The sequence below is a fragment of the Cupriavidus basilensis genome, assembly GCF_000832305.1.
Classification (GTDB): domain Bacteria; phylum Pseudomonadota; class Gammaproteobacteria; order Burkholderiales; family Burkholderiaceae; genus Cupriavidus; species Cupriavidus basilensis_F.
Genome location: NZ_CP010536.1, coordinates 305,598 through 326,005 on the forward strand (window position 1 = coordinate 305,598; position 20,408 = coordinate 326,005).

Sequence of the window (20,408 nt, forward strand, 5' to 3'; positions counted from 1 at the left end):
GATGAGCGACAACATTCTTGAACTGCTGGCCCCGCGTTCGGTTGCCATCCTTGGTGCCTCCGATAATCCGATCAAGGCCGGCGGCCGGCCGATCGATTACATGCGCCGCTACGGCTTTGCCGGGCATGTGTATCCGGTCAACCCCAAGCGCGCGCAGATCCAGGGCCTGCAGGCTTATCCCGAACTTGCCGCGTTGCCCGATGCGCCCGATGTCGTGGTGGTCAGTGTTGCGGGGCCGGAAGTCGAACAGGCCATCGACCAGTGCCTGGCGGTCAAAGCGCGCGCGGCGGTGATTTATTCATCGGGCTTTGCGGAGCTTGGCGAAGCCGGTGCGGCGCAGCAGCGCAGGCTGGTCGAGCGTGCGCGCGCGGGCGGTTTGCGCTTGTTCGGCCCCAATACGCAGGGCGTGGCCAACTTCCGCGATGGCGCCATCCTGCACTTCTCCACCATGATCAACGAGGAAGCCGGCCAGGACGGGCCGGTTGCCATCGTCAGCCAGAGCGGCGCGGGCTCTTCCATCGTCTACGGTGGCCTGCGCCGCAAGGGCATCGGCGTGCGCTATATGGTGGCGACCGGCAACGAGGCGGACATCACTGCCGCAGAGGTGCTGCGCGCGGTCGCGGCCGATCCGGACATCCGGGTGCTGCTGCTCTACATCGAATCGCTGAAAGACCCGGCTGTGCTGGCGCAGGCCGCGCGCGTCGCGCATCAGCGCGACATTCCCATCCTCACGGTCAAAGCTGGCCGCACGCAGGCCGGGCAACTCACCGCCAGCTCGCACACCGGAGCGCTGGCCGGTGAGGACACGCTAGCCGACGCCTTCCTGCGCCAGCACGGCATCCAGCGTGTGGCGGATTTCCGCGAGCTGGTCGAGTACAGCCAGGTGTTTATTGGCGGGCAGCGTCCGCGTGGACGCAAGGTGGTGGCAATCAGCAATTCCGGCGCTACATGCGTACTGGCGGCCGATGCCGCCGAGGACCAGGGTCTCGCGCTGTGCCAGTTCGAAGGCGATGGGCAAGCCGCGCTCAAGGCAGTGCTTCCATCGTTCGTGTCGGCGCGCAATCCGATCGACATGACCACCGCGCTGCTGGGCCAGCCGCATATCTACGGGCAGACGCTGGAAGTGGTGGCCGCGCAGCGCCAGGCCGACATGATCTGCGTGGGCTTTCCTATCGGCGGCGAGGGCTACGATTTTGCCGACTTCTCGGCGCAGACCGGCCGCTTTGCCTTGGCCAGCGGCGTGCCGGTGGCGGTCAGCGCCAACCAGGAGTGGGTGGCGCAGGCGTTCCGCGCGCAAGGCGTGCCGGTGTTCGACAGCGAGCGTGCCGCCATGCGCGCACTGGGCATGCTCGCGCGGCACGTGGACGTGAATGCCGCCGCGTTGGCCGAGCCCGCCGCGCTGCCGCCGGTGTTCGCCAAAGACGAGGCGGGTGACAGCGTATCGCTCGACGAAGTGGCAAGCCTGGCGGCGCTGGCGCAGGCCGGTCTGCCGGTTGTGCAACATCGCCTGTGCCGCAGCGCGGATGACGTGCGCCACGCGCTGCGCGAACTGGGCGCGCCAGTGGTCGCCAAGGGCGTTTCGTCCGATATCACGCACAAGTCCGAGCTCGGGCTGGTGCGCCTCGGCCTTGCCGACGAGGCGCAGGCACTGGCTGCCTTCCATGACCTGGACCGTGTGCTGCGAGGGCTGTCTGCCAGCCAGGGTATCCAGTATGGCGGCGTCTTGCTGGCACGCCAGCAACGCGGCGCTTTCGAGTTGGCGGTGGGCGCGCACATCGACGACGTCTACGGACCGGTGGTGATGGTGGGGCAGGGCGGCGTGCTGGTCGAAGCGATAGACGACGTGCAGTTTCTCGTCGCGCCCTTCAACGCCACGCAGGCGCGCGAGGCCATCGGCCGGCTGCGCATTGCGCGCGCCTTCGGCGCGCTGCGCGGCATGGAGGCGGTCGATGTGGATGCGCTGGCGCAAATGCTGGTGCGCCTGGGCGACTGGATGGTGCAGGCGCAGGGACAGGTACGCTCGGTGGACGCCAATCCGGTCATGGTAAGCCGCGCCGGCGTGGCGCCGGTGCTGGTCGACGCGGTGGTGATCCGCGCGGGAGAAACGTCATGAATGCCAAGACGAAAGCCGGCGAAACGTTACGTCCAGCACGTCCGGTACGCCGCGTGCTGGTCGCGAATCGCGGCGCGGTAGCGGCGCGCATCATCCGCGCGCTGCGCGGGCTGGGCCTGGAATCGGTCGCGGTGTACTCGGATGCCGACGCCGGCTTGCCCTACCTGCGCGAAGCCGATGCCGCGCTGCACCTGGGCGAAGCGCCGCCGCTGGCCAGCTACCTGGACCAGAACAAGCTGCTTGAAGCGGCGCGCGCCAGTGGCGCCGACGCGGTGCATCCCGGCTATGGCTTCCTGTCGGAAAACGCCGCTTTTGCCGAGCGCGTGGAAGCCGCCGGCCTGTGCTTTATCGGCCCGTCCCCGCACTGGATCCGGCGCCTTGGCCACAAGACCGAAGCGCGCGCTTTCATGGCCGCGCAAGGCATGCCGCTGGCGCCCAGCTCCGAGGTGCTGCCCGACGACATGGACACCGTTGCCGCCGCGGCGCAGGGTATCGGCTATCCGGTGCTGATCAAGCCCGCCGGCGGCGGCGGCGGCATCGGCATGGTGCCGGTGCGTGACGCGGCCGGCTTGGCCGCTGCCTGGCAGCAGGCGCGCTCGGTGGCGCAGCGCAGCTTTGGCCAGGCCGAGTTGTACCTGGAGAAGCTGGTCGAGCAGCCGCGCCATATCGAGTTCCAGGTGCTGGCCGACCGCCACGGCGGCGTGCGCATCCTGTGGGAGCGCGATTGCTCCGTGCAGCGCCGTCACCAGAAGGTCATCGAGGAAGCGCGCGCGCACGGGCTGGACCGTGCCGAGGTGCAAGCCATGGCGACCAAGCTCTCGGCATTGCTGTCCGGCATCGGTTACGACGTGATCGGCACGGTGGAAATGCTGCACACGCCGGCCACCGGATTTGTCTTCCTGGAAATGAACACGCGCCTGCAGGTGGAGCACGCCGTCACCGAGCAGATCACCGGCGTGGATATCGTGGCCGCGCAGATCCGGCTGGCGCGCGGCGAGCGCATCGATGATGTGCTGCCGGGCGGCCAGGTCCCCGCGCAAGGCCATGCCATCGAGGCGCGCGTGTATGCCGAGGACCCGGTGCGCTTCTTCCCGTCGCCTGGCCCGCTGCAGGTATTCCGTCCGCCGCAAGGCGCGGGCATCCGCGTGGAAACCGGCTACGCCGAAGGCGCCCGCGTCACGCCGTACTACGACCCCATGCTGGCCAAGGTGATTGCCACCGGCGCCGATCGCGGCGAGGCCATTGCCACGCTGCGCGCGGCGCTGCGGGATTTCGCCGTTGCCGGCGTCAAGACCAATATCCCCTTCATCCTGCGCGTGCTCGCGCATCCCGATTTCCTGGCCGGGCGCATCGATACCGCGCTCGTCCAGCGTGTGCTGGCCACGCCTGCCGCAGAGAACCCACAACCTACACAGAGAGCTGCCTGATGAACAAGATCGAAGCCGCGGTAAGCGGCCATGTCTGCGCCATCCACATCGAAGTTGGCGCTACCATTGCGGCCGGCGACGCCGTGATGATGATCGAGTCCATGAAAATGGAGATCCCGCTCGAATCCGAATATGCTGGCGTGGTCAGGGCCATCCTGGTGCAGCCTGGCGATGCCGTCGCCGAGGGCCAGGCGGTGGTGGAACTCGCATAACTCGCATAACGCGAATAAGGAAGAATTGTTTTGGAAAGTCCCGCTCAGATTGTCCCGGTAGCGCCGGGCACACCCGAGAAACCCTACTTTGGCATCGACGTGCCGCTGATGCGCCATCTCGGCCTGCAGCCCGTGCGGATGGAAGAGGGCCTGTGCCGCACGCGCCTGCCGGTCAGCCCGTTCCTGGTCAACAGCCGGGGCGACGTGCACGGCGGCACCTTGATGGCCACGCTGGATTTCACGCTCAGCGGCGCCGCGCGCTCGCATGCGCCGCTGGAAACCGGCGTGATCACCATCGATATGTCCACGCATTTCCTGGCTGCGGCACGCGGTGAACTGCACCTGGAAGCGCGCTGCATGCGGCGCGGCGCGCGCATTGCGTTTTGCGAGGGTGAAGTGAAGAACGCCGCTGGTGAAGTGGTTTGCGTGGCACGCGCGGCGTTCAAGCTGGTGCCGCTGAGCAGCGGCGGCGACTGACGCTTCAGGCGTTGCCGCTGGCCGCGCGGTAGACCTGGGCGAAGCGCGCCTGCTGGACGACGCCGTAGTCGTTCGGCGCGTATTGCATCAGCCAGTCGCCAGCCGCGCCATGCAGCACGTCGCCGCCGGCCGAGCGGGCGATGCTGAAATCCTGGTCCATGCGTTTGGCCAGCACCACGCCCGGGATGTTCTGGTAGGCGCCATCCTGGCCGTGTGTGCCGGCTTGCAGCGGTTCGTACTTGGGGTCGAAGCGTTCGCGCGAGACGACCCAGCGGTCGCCGGTGGAGCCGGTGATGATGGCGTCGCCGGGCTGGTAGCGGTTGGGCCCTTCGAGGCTGATGAGTTCGCCGGGTTCTTTGGCGAAGGCTACCTGGACTACTTCGTGTTTTTGGTAAGGGGCAGCAGCAGGGTCGGTGCGCAGGTCGATCTGGGTGAGGGTGGGCATGGCGTGGCGAATGTCAGGCTGGGGCGCAAATCATACCGCTGGTTCGCTCCCCGCTCCTTAGCCCAGTACTTAACCCAGTACTTAAGCCAATACCTAACCCAGCACCCGCGGCGCAAAGCCGTGATTGAGCGGCCCGTTGCCCGTCCCAAGCGCAAAGTCGGCACCCGCCACAATCGCATCGGCCACGAAATCCAGCGCCACTTCCACCGCGTCTTCCACCTTATCGCCCCTTGCCAACTGGGCAGCAATGGCTGCGGCCAGTGTGCAGCCGGTGCCATGCAGGTTGCGGGTGTCGACCCGCTGATGCCTGAACACACGTACAGTGCCGTCGGCACTCAACAGCAGGTCGTCCAGGCCGGCATCGGCTGGATCCAGGTGCCCGCCCTTGAGCAGCACCGCCGGGCAGCCCAGCGCGGCCAGGTCGCGTGCGGCTTGCTCCATCTCTTCGCGGCGGGTGATCTCTCGGCCCAGCAGGTAGGACGCTTCCGGCAGGTTGGGCGTGACCAGCACGGCGCGGGGGAACAGCAGGCGCACCATGGCCTGGGTGGTGGCGTCGTCCGCCAGGGTGGCGCCGGAGGTGGAGATCATGACCGGGTCCACCACCAGTTGGCGAATGCCATGGCGGTCCACAGCGGCAGCCACCGCCTCGACGATGGCGGCGGTGCCCAGCATGCCCGTCTTGGCCGCATCCACGCCGATATCGCTGGCAACCGCGTCGATCTGGGCCGCTACCATGTCGGCCGGGATGGCATGCACGCCGGTCACGCCGAGCGTGTTCTGCGCCGTGATGGCGGTGATGGCGCTCATGCCGAAGCAGCCCAGCGCGGCAAAGGTCTTGAGATCGGCCTGGATGCCGGCGCCGCCGCCCGAGTCGGAGCCGGCGATGGTCAGGGTGCGCGGGGGGCGGTGTGTCGTCAGGGTCATGTGCTGGGCCGGCGGTCAAGAAAAATTCACGGCGGTGGCGGTGCCAAGCGTGCCAGGGCAGGCTACAATACCGCCACTCCGAGGAGCGTTGCAACGAATGGGCCTTATTGTGCCATTCGCCAGGCTCGGACTGTCTTCAACGGCGCTCGCTGATCCGTGGCATACACACGGAGGCGAGTCGACCTATCCGCCCGTTATGCAAAGGCCTTGGTTTTCACCATCCCTGCATGGCGCGGCCGTATTCCCCGCACTCGTCCTTCGTCGCCACTCTTCATCGGAGTGAAACATGAACGCAGTGACTGACCTGAAGAACGATTACCTCGTGGCCGACCTGGGCCTCGCCGGCTGGGGCCGCAAGGAAATCGCCATCGCCGAAACCGAAATGCCCGGCCTGATGGCCATCCGCGACGAGTACGCCGCCGCCCAGCCCCTGAAGGGCGCGCGCATCGCCGGCTCGCTGCACATGACCATCCAGACCGCCGTGCTGATCGAGACGCTGGTGGCGCTTGGCGCCGACGTGCGCTGGGCATCGTGCAACATCTTCTCGACCCAGGACCACGCTGCCGCGGCCATCGCTGCTTCGGGCACGCCGGTGTTCGCCTTCAAGGGCGAATCGCTGAAGGAATACTGGGACTTCACCCACCGCATCTTCGACTGGAAGGATGGCGGCACCCCCAACATGATCCTGGACGACGGCGGCGATGCCACGCTGCTGCTGCACCTGGGCGCCCGCGCCGAGAAGGACGCATCGCTGATCGCCAACCCGGGCAGCGAGGAAGAAACCTTCCTGTTCGCCGCGATCAAGGAAAAGCTGGCCAAGGACCCGTCCTGGTACAGCCGTAACCTGGACGCCATCAAGGGCGTGACCGAGGAAACCACCACGGGCGTGCACCGCCTGTACCAGATGGCGCAAAAGGGCGAGCTCAAGTTCCCCGCCATCAACGTCAACGACTCGGTGACCAAGAGCAAGTTCGACAACCTGTATGGCTGCCGTGAATCGCTGGTGGACGGCATCAAGCGCGCCACCGACGTGATGATCGCCGGCAAGGTTGCGCTGGTGGCCGGCTACGGCGACGTGGGCAAGGGCAGCGCGCAGGCACTGCGCGCCCTGTCGGCCCAGGTGTGGGTGACCGAAGTCGACCCGATCTGCGCACTGCAGGCCGCGATGGAAGGCTACCGCGTGGTGACCATGGAATACGCTGCCGACAAGGCCGACATCTTCGTCACCTGCACCGGCAACTACCACGTCATCACCCATGACCACATGGCCAAGATGAAGGACCAGGCCATCGTCTGCAACATCGGCCACTTTGACAACGAGATCGACATCGCCTCGCTGGAAAAGTACGAGTGGGACGAGATCAAGCCGCAGGTCGACCACGTGGTGTTCCCCGCCGTGGGCGATCAACCCAGCAAGAAGATCATCATCCTGGCCAAGGGCCGCCTGGTGAACCTGGGCTGCGGCACGGGCCACCCGTCGTACGTGATGAGCAGCTCGTTCGCCAACCAGACCATCGCCCAGATCGAACTGTGGCAGGAACGCGAAAGCGGCAAGTACCCGGTCGGCGTCTACACGCTGCCCAAGCACCTGGACGAAAAGGTCGCGCGCCTGCAGCTGAAGAAGCTCAACGCGCAGCTGTCCGAGCTGACCGAGCAGCAAGCCGCCTACATCGGCGTGAGCAAGCAAGGCCCGTACAAGGCCGATCACTACCGTTATTGATCTGCCGGTGACCGGCGGCTGATCTGCGTTTGATCGACCGCCGCCTTGTCAACCCGCGGCGCCCACGCGCCGCGGGTGCCGTGCCCCGAATCCGCCCCGAATCCGTTTTACCCAAGCGAAGGAGTCGTCATGAGATTGCTGGCCGTCTGGATCATCAACGCCGCCGCGCTGTTCCTGGTGGGCAGCCTGATCGATGGGGTTCATCTTGGCAGCTTCGGCTCGGCCATGATCGCCGCGCTGGTGCTTGGCCTGGTGAATACCTTGATCCGCCCGATCCTGGTGATCCTGACCTTGCCGGTGACGCTGCTGACGCTTGGCCTGTTCATCTTCGTGATCAACGCACTGCTGTTCCTGTTCGTGGGCAAGCTGCTGGCTGGTTTCGTGGTCACCGGCTTTGGCGCGGCCCTGCTCGGCTCGATCCTCTACAGCGTGATTTCCTGGGCCCTGTCGAGCGTGCTGCTCGGCGAACGCCGCAGCGCCTGACGCCGTCCGGCGTCCCATGCCAATTTTTCAGCGCGCCGCGCCATAGGCGGCGCGCCACCATCATGCAAGACCGCTACTTCAGCTTTGAATTCTTCCCGCCCAAGACGGCGGAGGGCGCCGAGAAGCTGCGCAACACGCGTGCGCAGCTCGCTCCGCTGCAGCCCAAGTTCATCTCGGTGACCTTCGGTGCCGGCGGCACCACCCAGCAGGGCACGCTGGACGCCGTGCTGGAGATCCAGCGCGAAGGCATCGAGGCCGCGCCGCATTTGTCGTGCGTGGGTTCCTCGCGCGAGAGCATCCGCGATATCCTCAAGACCTACCGCGAAGGCGGCATCCGCCATATCGTCGCGCTGCGCGGCGACATGCCGTCGGGCATGGGCGAGATCGGCGAGTTCCGCTATGCCAACGAGCTGGTGGAGTTCATCCGCGCCGAGACCGGCGACTGGTTCAACATTGAGGTGGCGGCTTATCCCGAGTACCACCCGCAGGCCAAGTCGCCCCGCCACGATCTCGAGAACTTCGTGCGCAAGGTCAAGGCTGGCGCCGACTCGGCCATCACCCAGTATTTCTTCAACGCCGATGCGTACTTCCGTTTCGTCGAGGACGTGCGCGCCATGGGTGTGGACGTACCGATCGTGCCGGGCATCATGCCGATCACCAATTCCTCGCAGCTGATGCGCTTCTCCGAAATGTGCGGTGCCGAAGTGCCGCGCTGGGTGGCCAAGCGGCTGGAAGGCTTCGGCGATGACCGCGAGTCGATCCGCGCCTTTGGCCTGGATGTGGTCACCGCGCTGTGCGAGCGCCTGCTCGCGGCCGGCGTGCCGGGGCTGCATTTCTATACGCTCAACACAGCCAGCGCGACCAAAGCCATCTGGCAGCGCCTGAAGCTCTAAGGCATCCGCCCGCGCCAGCGACATGCCAGCCCGCCGCCCCGACCCCTTCATCGACCATCTGCTCGAACTGCTGGGGCCGCTGGCGGCGCGCATTGGCCCGATCACCGCGCGCCGCATGTTTGGCGGCCACGCCCTGTACTACGACGGCCTGGTGTTCGCGCTGGTGCTGGGCGGGCGCTGCTACCTGAAAGTGGACGACCAGACGCGCGGGGGCTTCGAGGCCGAGGGCGGCGAGCCGTTCCGCTACAGCCGCAACGGACGCGAGATCTCCATGCAGCATTACCTGAGCGTTCCACCAGCCTGCCTGGAATCGGCCGAGGCCATGACGGCCTGGGCGCGGCTTTCCGTGGAATCCACGCTGCGGCTGGCCAACCAGGCGGGCTGAGGCGCCGCCGGGCGGTGGCATACTTTGGCCCATGGCCACCGACCCTGCCACCGTCACCGCCACGTTTCGTTTCTACGAGGAACTGAACGATTTCCTGCCGCGCGCGCAGCGCGGCCGGGATTGCGTGTGCGCCTGCGCGCGCGCCGCCACCGTCAAGCACATGATCGAAGCGCTGGGCGTGCCGCACACCGAGGTGGAGCTGATCCTGGTAAACGGCGAGTCATGCGGCTTCGAGCGGCTGCTTCAGGATGGCGACCGCGTCTCGGTCTATCCCCAGTTCGAAGCCTTCGACGTCACACCGCTGCTGCGCGTGCGTGCCGAGCCGCTGCGCGCGACCCGCTTTGTTGCCGATGCCCACCTGGGCGGGCTGGCCCACCTGCTGCGCCTGACCGGCTTTGACACGCTTTACGACAACCACTACGCCGATAGCGAGATCGAGGCCATTGCCATGCGCGAAGGCCGCATCGTGCTCACGCGGGACCGCGAGCTGCTCAAGCGGCGCGGGGTCACCCATGGCTGCTACGTGCGCGCCATCAAGGCCACGCCGCAATTGCGGGAGATCTTCGCGCGGCTCGACCTGGCCCGTAGCGCGCGGCCGTTCTCGCTGTGCCTGGACTGCAATGCGCCGCTGCGGGCGATCGACAAAACCGAGGTCGACGGCCGCGCGCCGCCGGGCGTGCTCGCGCGCCAGGCGCGGTTCGTGACTTGCGATTGCTGCCAGCGCGTGTTTTGGGAGGGATCGCATTGGCGGCATATGCGGGATCTGGTGGATGAGTTGGTGCCTGCGGGGCGGTTGTAGTGGGTGGCTTTGTTCAAATCCCTCAAAACACCCCCCTCTCACTAACCACCCAATCCATCGGCAGATCATGCTCCTGCGGCACCAACGCAATCCGGCAGGCCTCATGCCCGATGCCGATCGCAACCGGCGCGTTCGCGCTGGCAGCCAGCGCCGCCAGCGTGCGGTCGTAGAACCCGCCGCCATAGCCCAGGCGGAACTTATCCTCGCTAAAACCGACACATGGAATCAGCAGTACGTCCGGCAGCAAGGGCGGCGTGCCGTCGGGCACGGGAATGCCGTAATGCCCGGCAACCATTGGCGTCGCCGGTTCCCACTGGTGGAAATCCAGCGGCGCGCCCGGCCGGCTTACCACCGGCAGGGCCGCTTGCCGTCCGGGGGCGCCGGCAAGCCAGCGCGAGACCACGCCACGGGGGTCGAACTCCTGCTGGATCGGCCAGTAGAAGCCCAGGCGATGCACGGGCAGGCGCTCCAGCAGGGCGGCCAGCGCGGCTTCGATGCCGGCGTCGGCGGTGGGGCGCTGCGGCAATGCGCCGCGCAGCGCCAGCAACTGACGCCGCAGTGCCGCTCGCGGCACGCCGGAGTCGGGCTTTCCGGGCTCGCCGGAGGGGCTGCGAACGTCGTCGCTGAGCATGGCTGCGTGGGATAATGTCTGTTGTTGACCCAACATTGCACGGTCGGATGCGCGCCCTCGAAAGGGGTTGTCCGGCTGTCACAACAAGGAAGAAGAATGCCGAAGGGAGTATATCCGCAGCGTGTGGCCAAGGCCGCCCTGGCGGCGATCGCGTGCGCAGTGCTTGCCACGCCGGTATTTGCGCAGAAACGGCCCCAGCCGCAACCCCAATCGCAGTCGCCCGCCATCCCGGGCAACCCCGACGACGCTTTCGTGGCGCTGCGCGAAGCCGCGCGCAAGAACGACGTGGCGCGCACCGACGCCATCTCGGCCACGCTGGTGGACTACCCGATCTCGTCTTACGTCGAGTACTTCCGCATCAAGCCGCAGATGTTCGACGCCAGCGGCCTGGCCCGCATCGACGCCCCTGACGACCAGGTGCGTGCTTTCCTGCAGCGCTACAAGGGCGAGGCCATTGCCGACCGCATGCGCAATGACTGGCTGCTGGTGCTGGGCAAGAAGCGCGATTGGGCCAATTTCGACGCCGAGTACCCGCAGTTCGTGCTCAAGGACGATACGCAGGTCGAGTGCTACGCGTTGCTGTCGCGTGCGCTCAAGGGCCAGAACGTGGCGGCGGACGCACGCGCGGCGCTGAGCGATCCGCGCTACTACGGCGAAGGCTGTGTCGACCTGATCGGCTACCTGGCCCAAAGCAGGCAGATCGAGCCGAGCGACGTGGCCTTCCAGGCACGCCAGGCGCTGGAGCAGAACTATGTGACGCTGGCCGGGCGCATCGCCGCCGCCGCGCCGGACGCGCGCGGCGACAGCAACACGCTCGCCACCGTGGTCAAGATGGCGCGCAGCGATCCCTCCCAGGCCGCGGCCTACCTGAGCGCCAACGCCGGCAGCCTGTCGCGCGACGAGCAGGGCGCCGGCTGGGGCGTGGTCGGCCAGTACGCCGCCAAGAAACTTGCACCCGAGGCGGCCGGCTACTACCGCCGGCAGATGGACCTGGGCGGCAACCAGTGGCTGTCCGACGAAACGCAGGAGTGGCGCGTGCGCGCCGCGCTGCGCCAGGGCGACTGGAAGCAGGTGCGCCAGGCCGTGGAGCTGATGCGCCCCGAGCTGCGCGCCAAGGACCCGGCCTGGACGTACTGGTACGGGCGCGCGCTCAAGGCTGACAACCGCGGCGCCGAGGCCGAGAAGCAGTTCCAGTCGATCGCCGGCCAGTTCAACTTCTATGGCCAGCTGGCCAGCGAGGAACTGGGCAACCGCATCGTGCTGCCGGCACGCACGCAGGTCAGCGATGCCGAGGTCAATGCCATGCGCACCCGCCCGGGCTTCCTGCGCGCGCAGAAGTTCTACGACCTGAGCCTGCGCTTCGAAGGCAATCGCGAATGGAACTGGGAACTGCGCGGCATGACCGACCGCCAGCTGCTGGCCGCCGCCGACTACGCCCGCCGCATCGAGTTGCTGGACCGCGCCGTGAACACCGCGGACCGCACCCAGGCCGAGCATGACTTCTCGCTGCGCTTCCTGATGCCGTATCGCGACATCATGCAGCGCGCCACCGATGACGTGGGCCTGGATATGGCATGGGCCTATGGGCTGGTGCGCCAGGAGTCGCGCTTCATCATGAATGCGCGCTCGTCCGCCGGCGCTCATGGCCTGATGCAAGTGATGCCGGCGACTGCCAAGTGGGTTGCGCGCAAGATCGGCATGACGGACTTCTCACCCGCGATGATGAGCGATCCCAGTATCAATATCCAGCTCGGCACCAACTATATGAGTATGGTGCTGACTGACCTGGACAGCTCCTGGACGCTGGCTTCGGCCGCCTACAACGCCGGCCCGGGCCGTCCCAAGAACTGGCGCTCCAGCTTGCCGCGCCAGGTTGAGGGCGCGATCTTCGCCGAGACCATTCCGTTCTCGGAGACCCGGACCTACGTGAAGAATGTGCTGTCGAACGCCACGTACTATGCTGCATTGATGAGCGGCCGGCCGCAGTCGCTCAAGGATCGCCTGGGCGTGGTGTCGCCGTCGCAGATCACCACGACCAGCCTGCCTTGAGGTGTTAACGCCTTCGAGGCAGCACGGTCTGCAGGCCATGCGGTAGCCGGCGCATGCTCCAGCCCTGGAGCGTGCACCAGTCGTTCCTTGCCGCGGAGAGATCCATGCAGACCAGCAATGTCCTAGTGATCGGAGGGGCCGGCTTTGTCGGCAGCCACCTGGTAGCCCGCCTGGCAGGTGTTGCCACCGCGTCGGCCACGCTGCTGGAGCCGGGCACCGTCGTGGAGCCGCCTCTGGACCCCGAGCGCATCGTGGTTGCTACCCGCGACGCCGAGCATGCGCAGCACCTGCTGCTGCTGCCGCGCGTCGAGGTGATCGAGCTGGACGTGAGGAACGATGCCGCGCTCGACGCCGCCATTGGCACGCTGGGCACCGACGGCATCGTGGTGAACCTGATCGGCATTCTCCATGGCGAACGCGCCGAGCCCTACGGCGCGGCCTTTGCCGCCGCCCATGTGGACCTCACGCGGCGCATTGTCGAGTCTTGCCACCGTACCGGCGTGCGCAGGCTGTTGCACATGAGCGCGCTGGGCGCCGACAGCACCGGCCCGTCGATGTACCTGCGCAGCAAGGGCGACGGCGAGCGCGTGGTGCGCGAGAGCGCCCTGGACTGGACCATCTTCCGTCCGTCCGTGATCTTCGGCCCCGACGACCATTTCCTCAATCTGTTCGCCCACATGCAGCAACTGGCGCCCGTGGTGCCGCTCGCCTGCGCGCATGCCAGGTTCCAGCCGGTGTACGTGCAGGACGTGACGCAGGCCATGGTCAACGCCATGGCGACGCGGGACACCATCGGCCGCGCCTACGACCTGGCGGGGCCGCAGGTCTATACGCTGGAGGAACTGGTGCGTTTTGCGGGCCGCGCCAGCGGCCACCCGCGCCCGGTCCTTCACCTGCCCGACGCCCTGGCCCGCGTGCAGGCAGCCATCCTCGAACACATGCCGGGCGCGCCGGTGATGTCGCGCGACAACCTGGACTCCATGCGGCTCGACAATGTCATGCGGGGGCCGATCGCGCCCGAGCTTGGGCTGGGCCAGCCGGTGGGGCTGGAGGTGGTGATGACCGATGTGCTGGCGGGTCGCGGGCACGAGAGCCAAATGCTGGGACTGCGGCGCAGCGGGTATCGTTGAGCGGCAGGCTGCCCGGCCCGGCTTTGCCCTTCGCATGTGACCAGGATTCACATCGCTGCGAGCGTAATTCGCTTGGAGGCGCTTGGCGCGGCTGGCTACAATGGTTCGTTCGCCGCCGTGCGCTTGCGTGCGCACGCTTCGCGCTGCGGGATCGCCCCGGCCGCGCGCGCTCCCCCACGTTTTCCTGCAAGGATTTTGCGATGAAGCTTGTCATCGGCAACAAGAATTACTCTTCCTGGTCGCTGCGCCCCTGGCTGCTGATGCGGCAGGCTGACATTGCGTTCGAGGAGGTCAAGGTGCGCTTGTTCGTGGCCGGGTTTGAGCAAGCGATTGCGAAGCACTCGCCCACCGGCAAGGTACCGGTGCTGGTCGATGGCGATACCTCCGTGTGGGACTCGCTGTCGATTGCCGAATACCTGGCCGAGTCCTTTCCCGAGAAGCAGCTCTGGCCGGCCGACCGTGCCGAGCGTGCGCACGCGCGCTCGATCTGCGCGGAGATGCACTCGGGCTTTGGCAACCTGCGCAGCCAGTTGCCGATGAACGTCACCGCGGTGCTGCCCGGCATGGGCTGGAACGTAGCGGTGCAGCGCGATGTGGACCGCGTCGCCGCGATCTGGTCTGACCTGCGCGCGCGCCATGCGGCCACCGGCCCGTTCCTGTTCGGCGCGTTCACCATTGCCGACGCATTTTTCGCGCCGGTGGTCAGCCGCTTTGCCACGTATGGCATTCACCTGCCAGAGGCCGCCAAGCAATATGCGGACTTTATCCTGGCGCTGCCGGCCATGCAGGCGTGGATCGCCGACGCCCGTGAAGAGCGCGATTTCCTCGCCTCCGACGAGCCCTACCGCCTCACCCCCGATCGCGCCGACGCGATCGTGATCAACCATTGAGCTCGTCCATGCAGGTGTATGCCGTAGGCGGCGCCATTCGCGACGCCCTGCTCGGCTTGTCGAGCCAGGACCGCGACTACGTGGTGGTGGGCGCAACCCCGGCCGAGATGGAAGCCCAGGGCTATAAGCCGGTAGGCAAGGATTTCCCCGTTTTCCTCCATCCCCGGACCCGGGAGGAATACGCGCTGGCCCGCACCGAGCGCAAGACCGCGGCAGGATACAAGGGCTTTTCGTTCTATTGCGCGCCGGACGTGACGCTGGAAGACGACCTGGTGCGGCGCGACCTCACCATCAACGCCATGGCGCGGGCGGTGGACGATGACGGCGCGCTCGCGGGCCCCGTGATCGATCCCTACGGCGGGCAGCGCGACCTTCGCGCACGGCTGTTTCGCCATGTGTCGGACGCCTTCGCCGAAGACCCGGTGCGGATCCTGCGCGTGGCGCGCTTCGCCGCGCGTTTCCATGATTTCGCGGTAGCCCCCGAGACGCGGGTGCTGATGCGCCGCATGGTGGAAGCCGGCGAGGTCGACGCGCTGGTGGCCGAACGCGTCTGGCAGGAACTCGCGCGCGGCCTGATGGAGGCACGGCCTTCGCGCATGTTCGAGGTGCTGCGCGAATGCGGGGCGCTGGCGCGGCTGCTGCCCGAGCTGGACCGGCTATGGGGCGTGCCGCAGCGGGCCGACTACCACCCGGAGGTGGATACCGGCGTGCACGTGATGATGGTCGTGGATACCGCCGCCGCGATGGGCGCCTCGCTGCCGGTGCGCTTTGCCGCGCTGATGCACGACCTGGGCAAGGGCACCACGCCCGAGGATGTGCTGCCGCGTCATATCGGGCACGAGCAGCGCAGCGTGGCATTGCTTGAGGCGGTTTGCAAGCGGTTGCGCGTGCCGACTGACTGCCGTGACCTGGCTGTGGTGGTGGCGCGCGAGCATGGCAATATCCATCGCTCCGAGGCGTTTGGCGCCGCCGCGCTGACGCGTTTGCTGGAGCGGTGCGATGCATTGCGCAAGCCGGCGCGGTTTGCGCAAGCGCTGCAGGCATGCGAGGCGGATGCGCGGGGACGGCTTGGGTTTGAGGACCGGGAGTATCCGCAGACGGCGCGGTTGATGATGGCGCTGGAGGCAGCGGCTTCGGTGGACGCCGGGGCCGTGGCGCGGGAGTGTGCTGGGGATCCTGGGTTGATCAAGGATCGGGTGCATGTGGCGAGGGTGGCGGCAGTGGCGGTTAAGGTTGGGGGGTAGGGGGCTCTGGCAACTGCAACTGCAAATTCAGCTGCAACTGCTTAACTGCAAAGTCAAAGGCAGTTTCACCTCCCCTGCGGGGAGGCGACCTACTTTCTTGTCTCGCCAAGAAAGTAGGCAAAGAAGCGACCCGGATGGGGCGAAAGCCTCCTCGTCGCCGGACGAAAAGAGCGGCCGGAGGCCAAACTCGCATCGCCTTAAGGCGATACTCAAACATGGCCTCCTCGTTTCCGCTCTTTTCGCCCGGCGACGAGGCGCCCCATAACGGGAGATGAAAACCCCGACGGCTCGCTGCGCATCGCGGGCAGGTGATTGCCGCCTGGGGGCGGCAATCACGGCTACACCGAATCGAAGTTTGATCGCTCTGTGGCAAGCCGTGTTTCCCGCCTGGGGGCGGGAAACACCGGTGTGCGATGCGAAGCGAGCCGTGAAGGTTCACCCAGGCCGTATGGGGCGCCTCGGGATTTCACCAAAAGAGCGGAGAAGAGGGACCCATGTCTGAGTATCGCCTTAAGGCGATGCGAGTTTGGGTCCCGGCCGCTCTTTTGGTGAAATCCCGAGGGGGTGTCGCCCCATCCGGCGCGCCTTTTTTGCCTACTTTTTTGGCAAGACAAAAAAGTAGGTCGCCGCGCCGCAGGCGTGGTGAAACTGCCTTTGACTTTGCAGTTAAGCAGTTGCAGCTGAATTTGCAGTTGCAGTTGCAGCCAGCCTATCAACCTACGCCCCCCTAAAACAACTTCCCAATCACCAACGCCACCATCGACAACAAAATCGTCGAAGCAAACGGCAACACAAACTCCCTCCCAAACAACCGAAACCGCAAATCCCCCGGCAACCGCCCCAACCCCAGCTTCTGCAGCCAGGGCAGTGCCGCCGACAGCACGATGACGGCCAGGAAGATGGTGAAAGTCCAGCGCAGCATGTGTGGGTGTGCCTAGAGGGTGAGGTGAGATGCGCGGACTATAGCGCGTGGCTGCGATCGCCGCGCGCGAAGCCTGCCAGCGGCAGCGTTGCGTCAAAGTCGCGGGTCAGCGCGATCACCTTGAACAGTTCGCCCATCTCGGCCTCGGACAGCAGCTTTTGCACCGCGTTGGCGGCGGGCAGGAAGTTGCGCGTGTCGTTGGGGTCCAGCGCCATCAGCAGCTCGGTGATGCCGGCATTCATCAGGAAGCGCGCCTGCGAGGCGAAGCCGGCCACCGTCAGCCCGGCATCGGCGGCGGCGTGGGCGATGCCGCTGAAGTTGACGTGGGCGGTGATGTCCTGCAGGCCAGGGTAGAGGAAGGGGTCCGGGTGGGCGTGATGGCGGTAGTGGCACATCAGCGTGCCGCCGACACGCTGCGGATGGTAGTACTCGGCAGCGGGGAAACCGTAATCGATCAGGAACACCGCACCCCGCGTGAGCATCGTGCCCACTGCGCGCATGAAGCCTTCGGCCTCGGCGTGGGTTTCGGTGACGATGTCGTGGTCGCCGGCCACGGCGTGCAGTGCTTCAGGCAGGGCGTCGGCCGCCACGGGACGGTCCGAGAAGCCGAAGGCTGCGTCGGATGCGTCGGCATCGCTGTCACGGCGGGCTACGCCGCGCTCCAGCCAGCGGCCGTGGCTGCGGGCGAATAGCCGCACCGGCATGGCGTCCAGCACTTCGTTGCCGACCACGATCCCTTCGAAATGCTCGGGCAGGGTATCCAGCCAGGCGACGCGTGGGGCCAGATGCGGCGCGCGCGTGGCCAGCGTGGCCTGCTGGCGCGCGCGCAGCTCGCCGGAGAGCTCGACGATGGCGTAGCGCTCGGGCAACTGGCCTTCCTGCTCCAGGGCCAGCAGCAGGTCGGCGGCGAGCCGGCCGGTGCCGGCGCCGAATTCCAGGACCTGCGACAGGCCTTGCGCCAGCAGCGGCGCGAACTGGCGCGCGAGCGTACGGGCGAAATACGGGCTGAGTTCGGGGGCGGTGATGAAGTCGCTGCCATCGCGCGCGTCGCGGCCGAACTTGGCGGCGCCGCCGCTGTAGTAGCCCAGCCCGGGCGCATATAGCGCAAGCGCCATATAGCGGTCGAAACCGAGCCAGCCGCCCGCGTCGTCGATAGCCCGGCCGATGTGCGCGCTCAGCGCGGCGGACGCCGACAGTGCGTCGGCGGGGGGAAGGGGTAAACTAGCGCCTTTGTGCATATCGCGATTGTAGCAATGCCAGCCTCCGAATCCCCTGACTCCGCATCGCCTGCCGGCGCTACCGCCGCCGCAGCCTCCGCCACCCCCGCGCGCGGCATCGCGCTCGTCACCGGCGCCGCGCGCCGGCTCGGGCGTGTGATCGCGCTGGAACTGGCCCAGCGCGGCTGGGACGTGGCGGTGCATTGCCACCGCTCCGTGGCCGAGGCCGAGGCGCTGGCCGAACAGATCCGCGCCGGTGGCCAGCGTGCCGCCGTGCTGCAAGCCGACCTGGCCGACGAGGCGTCCACCGCCACGCTGATCAAGGCCTGCACCGATGCGCTGGGCGTGCCGACCTGCCTGGTCAACAATGCCTCGCTGTTCCAGTACGACGTGGCCACCAGCTTTTCCTATGCCTCGCTCGATACGCATATGCGTACCAATGTGGCCGCGCCGCTGCTGCTCGCGCGCGAAATGCACCGTGCCATGTCGGACACGCAGCGCGGCGTGGTCATCAACCTGCTCGACCAGAAGCTGGATAACCTGAATCCGGACTTCCTGTCGTACACGCTGTCCAAGGCGGCGCTGCAGACGGCTACCGTGCAGCTGGCCCAGGCGCTGGGACCCAAGCTGCGCGTGGTGGGCGTGGCGCCCGGCATCACCATGGTCTCGGGCGACCAGTCCAGCCCGGGCTTCCGGCGCGCCCACCGCATGACGCCGCTGGGGCAGTCGTCCACCCCGGAAGACATCGCGCAGGCGGTGGCCTACCTGGCCGAAGCGCGCGCCGTGACCGGCACCACGCTTTACGTCGACGGCGGCCAGCACCTGATGCCGCTGGCGCGCGACGTGATGTTCCTGACCGAATGACCGAATAACGTACCCGGCGCGCGCGCCAAGTCCGCGCGCGCCTTCTCCCTCTTTTTCCTCTCCCCCATCATGACCATGCTCGCCGCCCTCACACATCCCAGCCTGCAAGACTGCCGCCGCATGTTCTTGCGCAACTACGAAGTGCAGATCAACATCGGCGTGCACGAATTCGAGAAAAAGGGCGAACAGCGCGTGCTGATCAATATCGACCTGTTCGTGCCGCTGGCCCAGAGCACGCCCCAGGACGACAAGCTGCAGGAAGTGGTGGACTACGACTTCATGCGCAATACGGTTGCCGAGCGCATGGCGCAGGGCCACGTGCACCTGCAGGAAACCCTGTGCGACGACGTGGCGCGCGCCATGCTCAAGCACCCCAAGGTGCGCGCCGTGCGCGTATCGACCGAAAAGCCGGACGTGTACCCGGACTGCGATTCGGTCGGCGTCGAGGTGTTCCACATCAAGAGCGAGCAGGCTGGCCAGTAAGTGAGCCGCTCTGGCGGGTTGCCGGCGCAGGGTGGCAGCTCACGGTAAAATGCCGGGTTCTCCGGCCCCGGCAGCTTGCATGTGATGCAACTGCCGCATTGCGCGCCGCTTTGCCCTTGCTTTGCCGTACCCGATCGCCCCATCACCCCATCGCCATGACCGCCACCACGCATTCCAAGAACTTCTTCCGTCTGGAGACTTATCTCCAGTCGCAGACGGGCCGCGCCATCGGCGATTTCAAGATGATCGAGGATGGCGACACGGTGCTGGTGTGCCTCTCCGGCGGCAAGGACTCGTACACCATGCTGTCGGTGCTGATGGCGCTGCAAAAGCGCGCGCCGGTCAAGTTCAAGCTGATCGCGATGAACCTGGACCAGAAGCAGCCGGGCTTTCCCGCGCACATCCTGCCGGCCTATCTGAAATCGGTGGGGGTGGAGTATGTGATCGTCGACGCGGATACCTATTCCATCGTCAAGGAGAAGGTGCCTGAGGGCAAGACCACCTGCTCGCTTTGCTCGCGCCTGCGCCGCGGTGTGATCTACCGCACCGCCAAGGAACTCGGCGCCAACAAGATCGCGCTGGGCCACCATCGCGACGACATCATCCAGACCTTCTTCCTGAACCTGTTCTTCGGCGGCAAGATGAAGGCGATGCCGCCCAAGCTGGCCACCGACGACGGCCAGCACATCGTGATCCGCCCGCTGGCCTATTGCCCTGAAAAGGACATCGCGAGCTACGCGCGCGCGATGGAATACCCGATCATCCCGTGCAACCTGTGCGGCTCGCAGGAAAACCTGCAGCGCAAGAAGGTCAAGGAGATGGTGCTGGAGTGGGAGCGGACCAATCCGGGGCGCACCGACAATATCTTTGCCGCGCTGCGCAGCGTGGTGCCGTCGCATCTGGCCGATACCGATCTGTTCGATTTCAACGGGCTGGCAACCGGCCTGGCCAAGGTGGACGAGGCATCGCTGTTCGGCGAGACCACTTTCTCCCAGCAGCCGCTGGTCTTTGCAGGCGGCATGGAAGAGAACAAGCTGGAATTCGTGCGCTTCGAGAAGTCCGCGCCCGCCGGCCCGGCGCGGCCTGCCGCCGAATAGGCC

At 66.7% G+C, this 20,408-nt stretch carries 21 protein-coding genes and 1 riboswitch; of the genes, 16 read left to right on the forward strand and 5 right to left on the reverse strand.

The window, feature by feature from the left end; all coding sequences use genetic code 11:
- Nucleotide 1 precedes the first annotated feature (1 nt).
- From RR42_RS01345 to RR42_RS01360, 4 genes are read left to right on the forward strand one after another with little or no spacing between them, the layout of a single operon-like run.
- Nucleotides 2-2,113, forward strand: a complete 2,112-nt coding sequence (locus RR42_RS01345; RefSeq protein ID WP_043343143.1) for an acetate--CoA ligase family protein — start codon at nt 2-4, stop codon at nt 2,111-2,113.
- Nucleotides 2,110-3,540: an acetyl-CoA carboxylase biotin carboxylase subunit gene (locus tag RR42_RS01350; RefSeq protein WP_052494404.1), complete on the forward strand. Its 1,431-nt coding sequence runs from the start codon at nt 2,110-2,112 to the stop codon at nt 3,538-3,540. The genes RR42_RS01345 and RR42_RS01350 overlap by 4 nt, the downstream gene beginning before the upstream one ends.
- Complete coding sequence (locus tag RR42_RS01355) at nt 3,540-3,752, forward strand: acetyl-CoA carboxylase biotin carboxyl carrier protein subunit (RefSeq protein WP_043343148.1); 213 nt, start codon at nt 3,540-3,542, stop codon at nt 3,750-3,752. Before RR42_RS01350 ends, RR42_RS01355 begins: the two co-directional genes overlap by 1 nt.
- A 30-nt stretch (nt 3,753-3,782) precedes the next feature.
- On the forward strand, nt 3,783-4,229 hold the full coding sequence (locus RR42_RS01360; protein ID WP_006156489.1) for a PaaI family thioesterase: 447 nt from the start codon (nt 3,783-3,785) through the stop codon (nt 4,227-4,229).
- 4 nt (nt 4,230-4,233) lie between these two features.
- Here RR42_RS01360 and RR42_RS01365 read toward each other — a convergent pair whose 3' ends face one another.
- Together RR42_RS01365 and thiD are read right to left on the reverse strand one after the other, a co-directional pair.
- A complete protein-coding gene (locus RR42_RS01365; protein WP_043343150.1) occupies nt 4,234-4,674 on the reverse strand; it encodes a PGDYG domain-containing protein in 441 nt (146 codons plus the stop codon).
- Nucleotides 4,675-4,767: 93 nt separating this feature from the next.
- On the reverse strand, nt 4,768-5,598 hold the full coding sequence (gene thiD / locus RR42_RS01370; RefSeq protein WP_043343151.1) for a bifunctional hydroxymethylpyrimidine kinase/phosphomethylpyrimidine kinase: 831 nt from the start codon (nt 5,596-5,598) through the stop codon (nt 4,768-4,770).
- Between the two features lie 74 nt (nt 5,599-5,672).
- Nucleotides 5,673-5,753: riboswitch (S-adenosyl-L-homocysteine riboswitch) on the forward strand.
- A 131-nt stretch (nt 5,754-5,884) separates the two neighbouring features.
- Here thiD and ahcY point away from each other — a divergent pair.
- The 5 genes from ahcY (at nt 5,885) to RR42_RS01395 (ending at nt 9,878) form a co-directional block, all read left to right on the forward strand.
- The gene (ahcY, locus tag RR42_RS01375) at nt 5,885-7,318 is read left to right on the forward strand and encodes an adenosylhomocysteinase (protein ID WP_043343154.1); all 1,434 of its coding nucleotides are present in this window, start codon (nt 5,885-5,887) and stop codon (nt 7,316-7,318) included.
- Between the two features lie 129 nt (nt 7,319-7,447).
- Nucleotides 7,448-7,801 carry a phage holin family protein gene (locus tag RR42_RS01380; protein ID WP_043343157.1) on the forward strand — a complete coding sequence of 118 codons (354 nt, stop codon included), beginning with the start codon at nt 7,448-7,450 and terminating at the stop codon, nt 7,799-7,801.
- Between the two features lie 62 nt (nt 7,802-7,863).
- Nucleotides 7,864-8,694 (forward strand): methylenetetrahydrofolate reductase [NAD(P)H], encoded by an 831-nt coding sequence (gene metF / locus RR42_RS01385; RefSeq protein ID WP_043343160.1) that lies wholly within the window; start codon nt 7,864-7,866, stop codon nt 8,692-8,694.
- A 22-nt stretch (nt 8,695-8,716) separates the two neighbouring features.
- Nucleotides 8,717-9,079, forward strand: a complete 363-nt coding sequence (locus RR42_RS01390; RefSeq protein WP_043343164.1) for a TfoX/Sxy family protein — start codon at nt 8,717-8,719, stop codon at nt 9,077-9,079.
- A gap of 31 nt (nt 9,080-9,110) precedes the next feature.
- A complete protein-coding gene (locus tag RR42_RS01395; protein WP_043343167.1) occupies nt 9,111-9,878 on the forward strand; it encodes a Mut7-C RNAse domain-containing protein in 768 nt (255 codons plus the stop codon).
- Between the two features lie 22 nt (nt 9,879-9,900).
- Here the strand turns inward: RR42_RS01395 and RR42_RS01400 are convergent, their stop codons facing one another.
- Nucleotides 9,901-10,509, reverse strand: coding sequence for a 5-formyltetrahydrofolate cyclo-ligase (locus RR42_RS01400; RefSeq protein ID WP_236701956.1), 609 nt, complete (start codon nt 10,507-10,509; stop codon nt 9,901-9,903).
- 96 nt (nt 10,510-10,605) lie between these two features.
- Between RR42_RS01400 and RR42_RS01405 the strand changes: the two genes are divergently transcribed.
- The 4 genes from RR42_RS01405 (at nt 10,606) to RR42_RS01420 (ending at nt 15,822) form a co-directional block, all read left to right on the forward strand.
- Complete coding sequence (locus RR42_RS01405) at nt 10,606-12,558, forward strand: lytic transglycosylase domain-containing protein (protein ID WP_043343169.1); 1,953 nt, start codon at nt 10,606-10,608, stop codon at nt 12,556-12,558.
- Nucleotides 12,559-12,662: 104 nt separating this feature from the next.
- Entirely contained in the window at nt 12,663-13,688 is a 1,026-nt protein-coding gene (locus tag RR42_RS01410; RefSeq protein ID WP_043343172.1) for a complex I NDUFA9 subunit family protein, read from the forward strand.
- Nucleotides 13,689-13,888: 200 nt separating this feature from the next.
- A complete protein-coding gene (locus RR42_RS01415) occupies nt 13,889-14,578 on the forward strand; it encodes a glutathione S-transferase family protein (RefSeq protein WP_043343175.1) in 690 nt (229 codons plus the stop codon).
- Nucleotides 14,579-14,586: 8 nt separating this feature from the next.
- Entirely contained in the window at nt 14,587-15,822 is a 1,236-nt protein-coding gene (locus RR42_RS01420; RefSeq protein ID WP_043343177.1) for a multifunctional CCA addition/repair protein, read from the forward strand.
- A gap of 727 nt (nt 15,823-16,549) precedes the next feature.
- Here the strand turns inward: RR42_RS01420 and RR42_RS01425 are convergent.
- The gene (locus RR42_RS01425) at nt 16,550-16,744 is read right to left on the reverse strand and encodes a DUF2905 domain-containing protein (RefSeq protein ID WP_043343179.1); all 195 of its coding nucleotides are present in this window, start codon (nt 16,742-16,744) and stop codon (nt 16,550-16,552) included.
- 38 nt (nt 16,745-16,782) lie between these two features.
- On the reverse strand, nt 16,783-17,982 hold the full coding sequence (locus tag RR42_RS01430; RefSeq protein WP_043343181.1) for a class I SAM-dependent methyltransferase: 1,200 nt from the start codon (nt 17,980-17,982) through the stop codon (nt 16,783-16,785).
- A 15-nt stretch (nt 17,983-17,997) separates the two neighbouring features.
- On the opposite strand from RR42_RS01430, the gene RR42_RS01435 reads away from it, so the two are divergent.
- The 3 genes from RR42_RS01435 (at nt 17,998) to ttcA (ending at nt 20,405) form a co-directional block, all read left to right on the forward strand.
- Nucleotides 17,998-18,825, forward strand: a complete 828-nt coding sequence (locus RR42_RS01435; protein ID WP_082054778.1) for an SDR family oxidoreductase — start codon at nt 17,998-18,000, stop codon at nt 18,823-18,825.
- A gap of 69 nt (nt 18,826-18,894) precedes the next feature.
- Nucleotides 18,895-19,308: a dihydroneopterin aldolase gene (locus tag RR42_RS01440; protein WP_043343182.1), complete on the forward strand. Its 414-nt coding sequence runs from the start codon at nt 18,895-18,897 to the stop codon at nt 19,306-19,308.
- Between the two features lie 155 nt (nt 19,309-19,463).
- Nucleotides 19,464-20,405 (forward strand): tRNA 2-thiocytidine(32) synthetase TtcA, encoded by a 942-nt coding sequence (gene ttcA, locus RR42_RS01445; RefSeq protein WP_043343186.1) that lies wholly within the window; start codon nt 19,464-19,466, stop codon nt 20,403-20,405.
- Nucleotides 20,406-20,408: the final 3 nt, after the last annotated feature.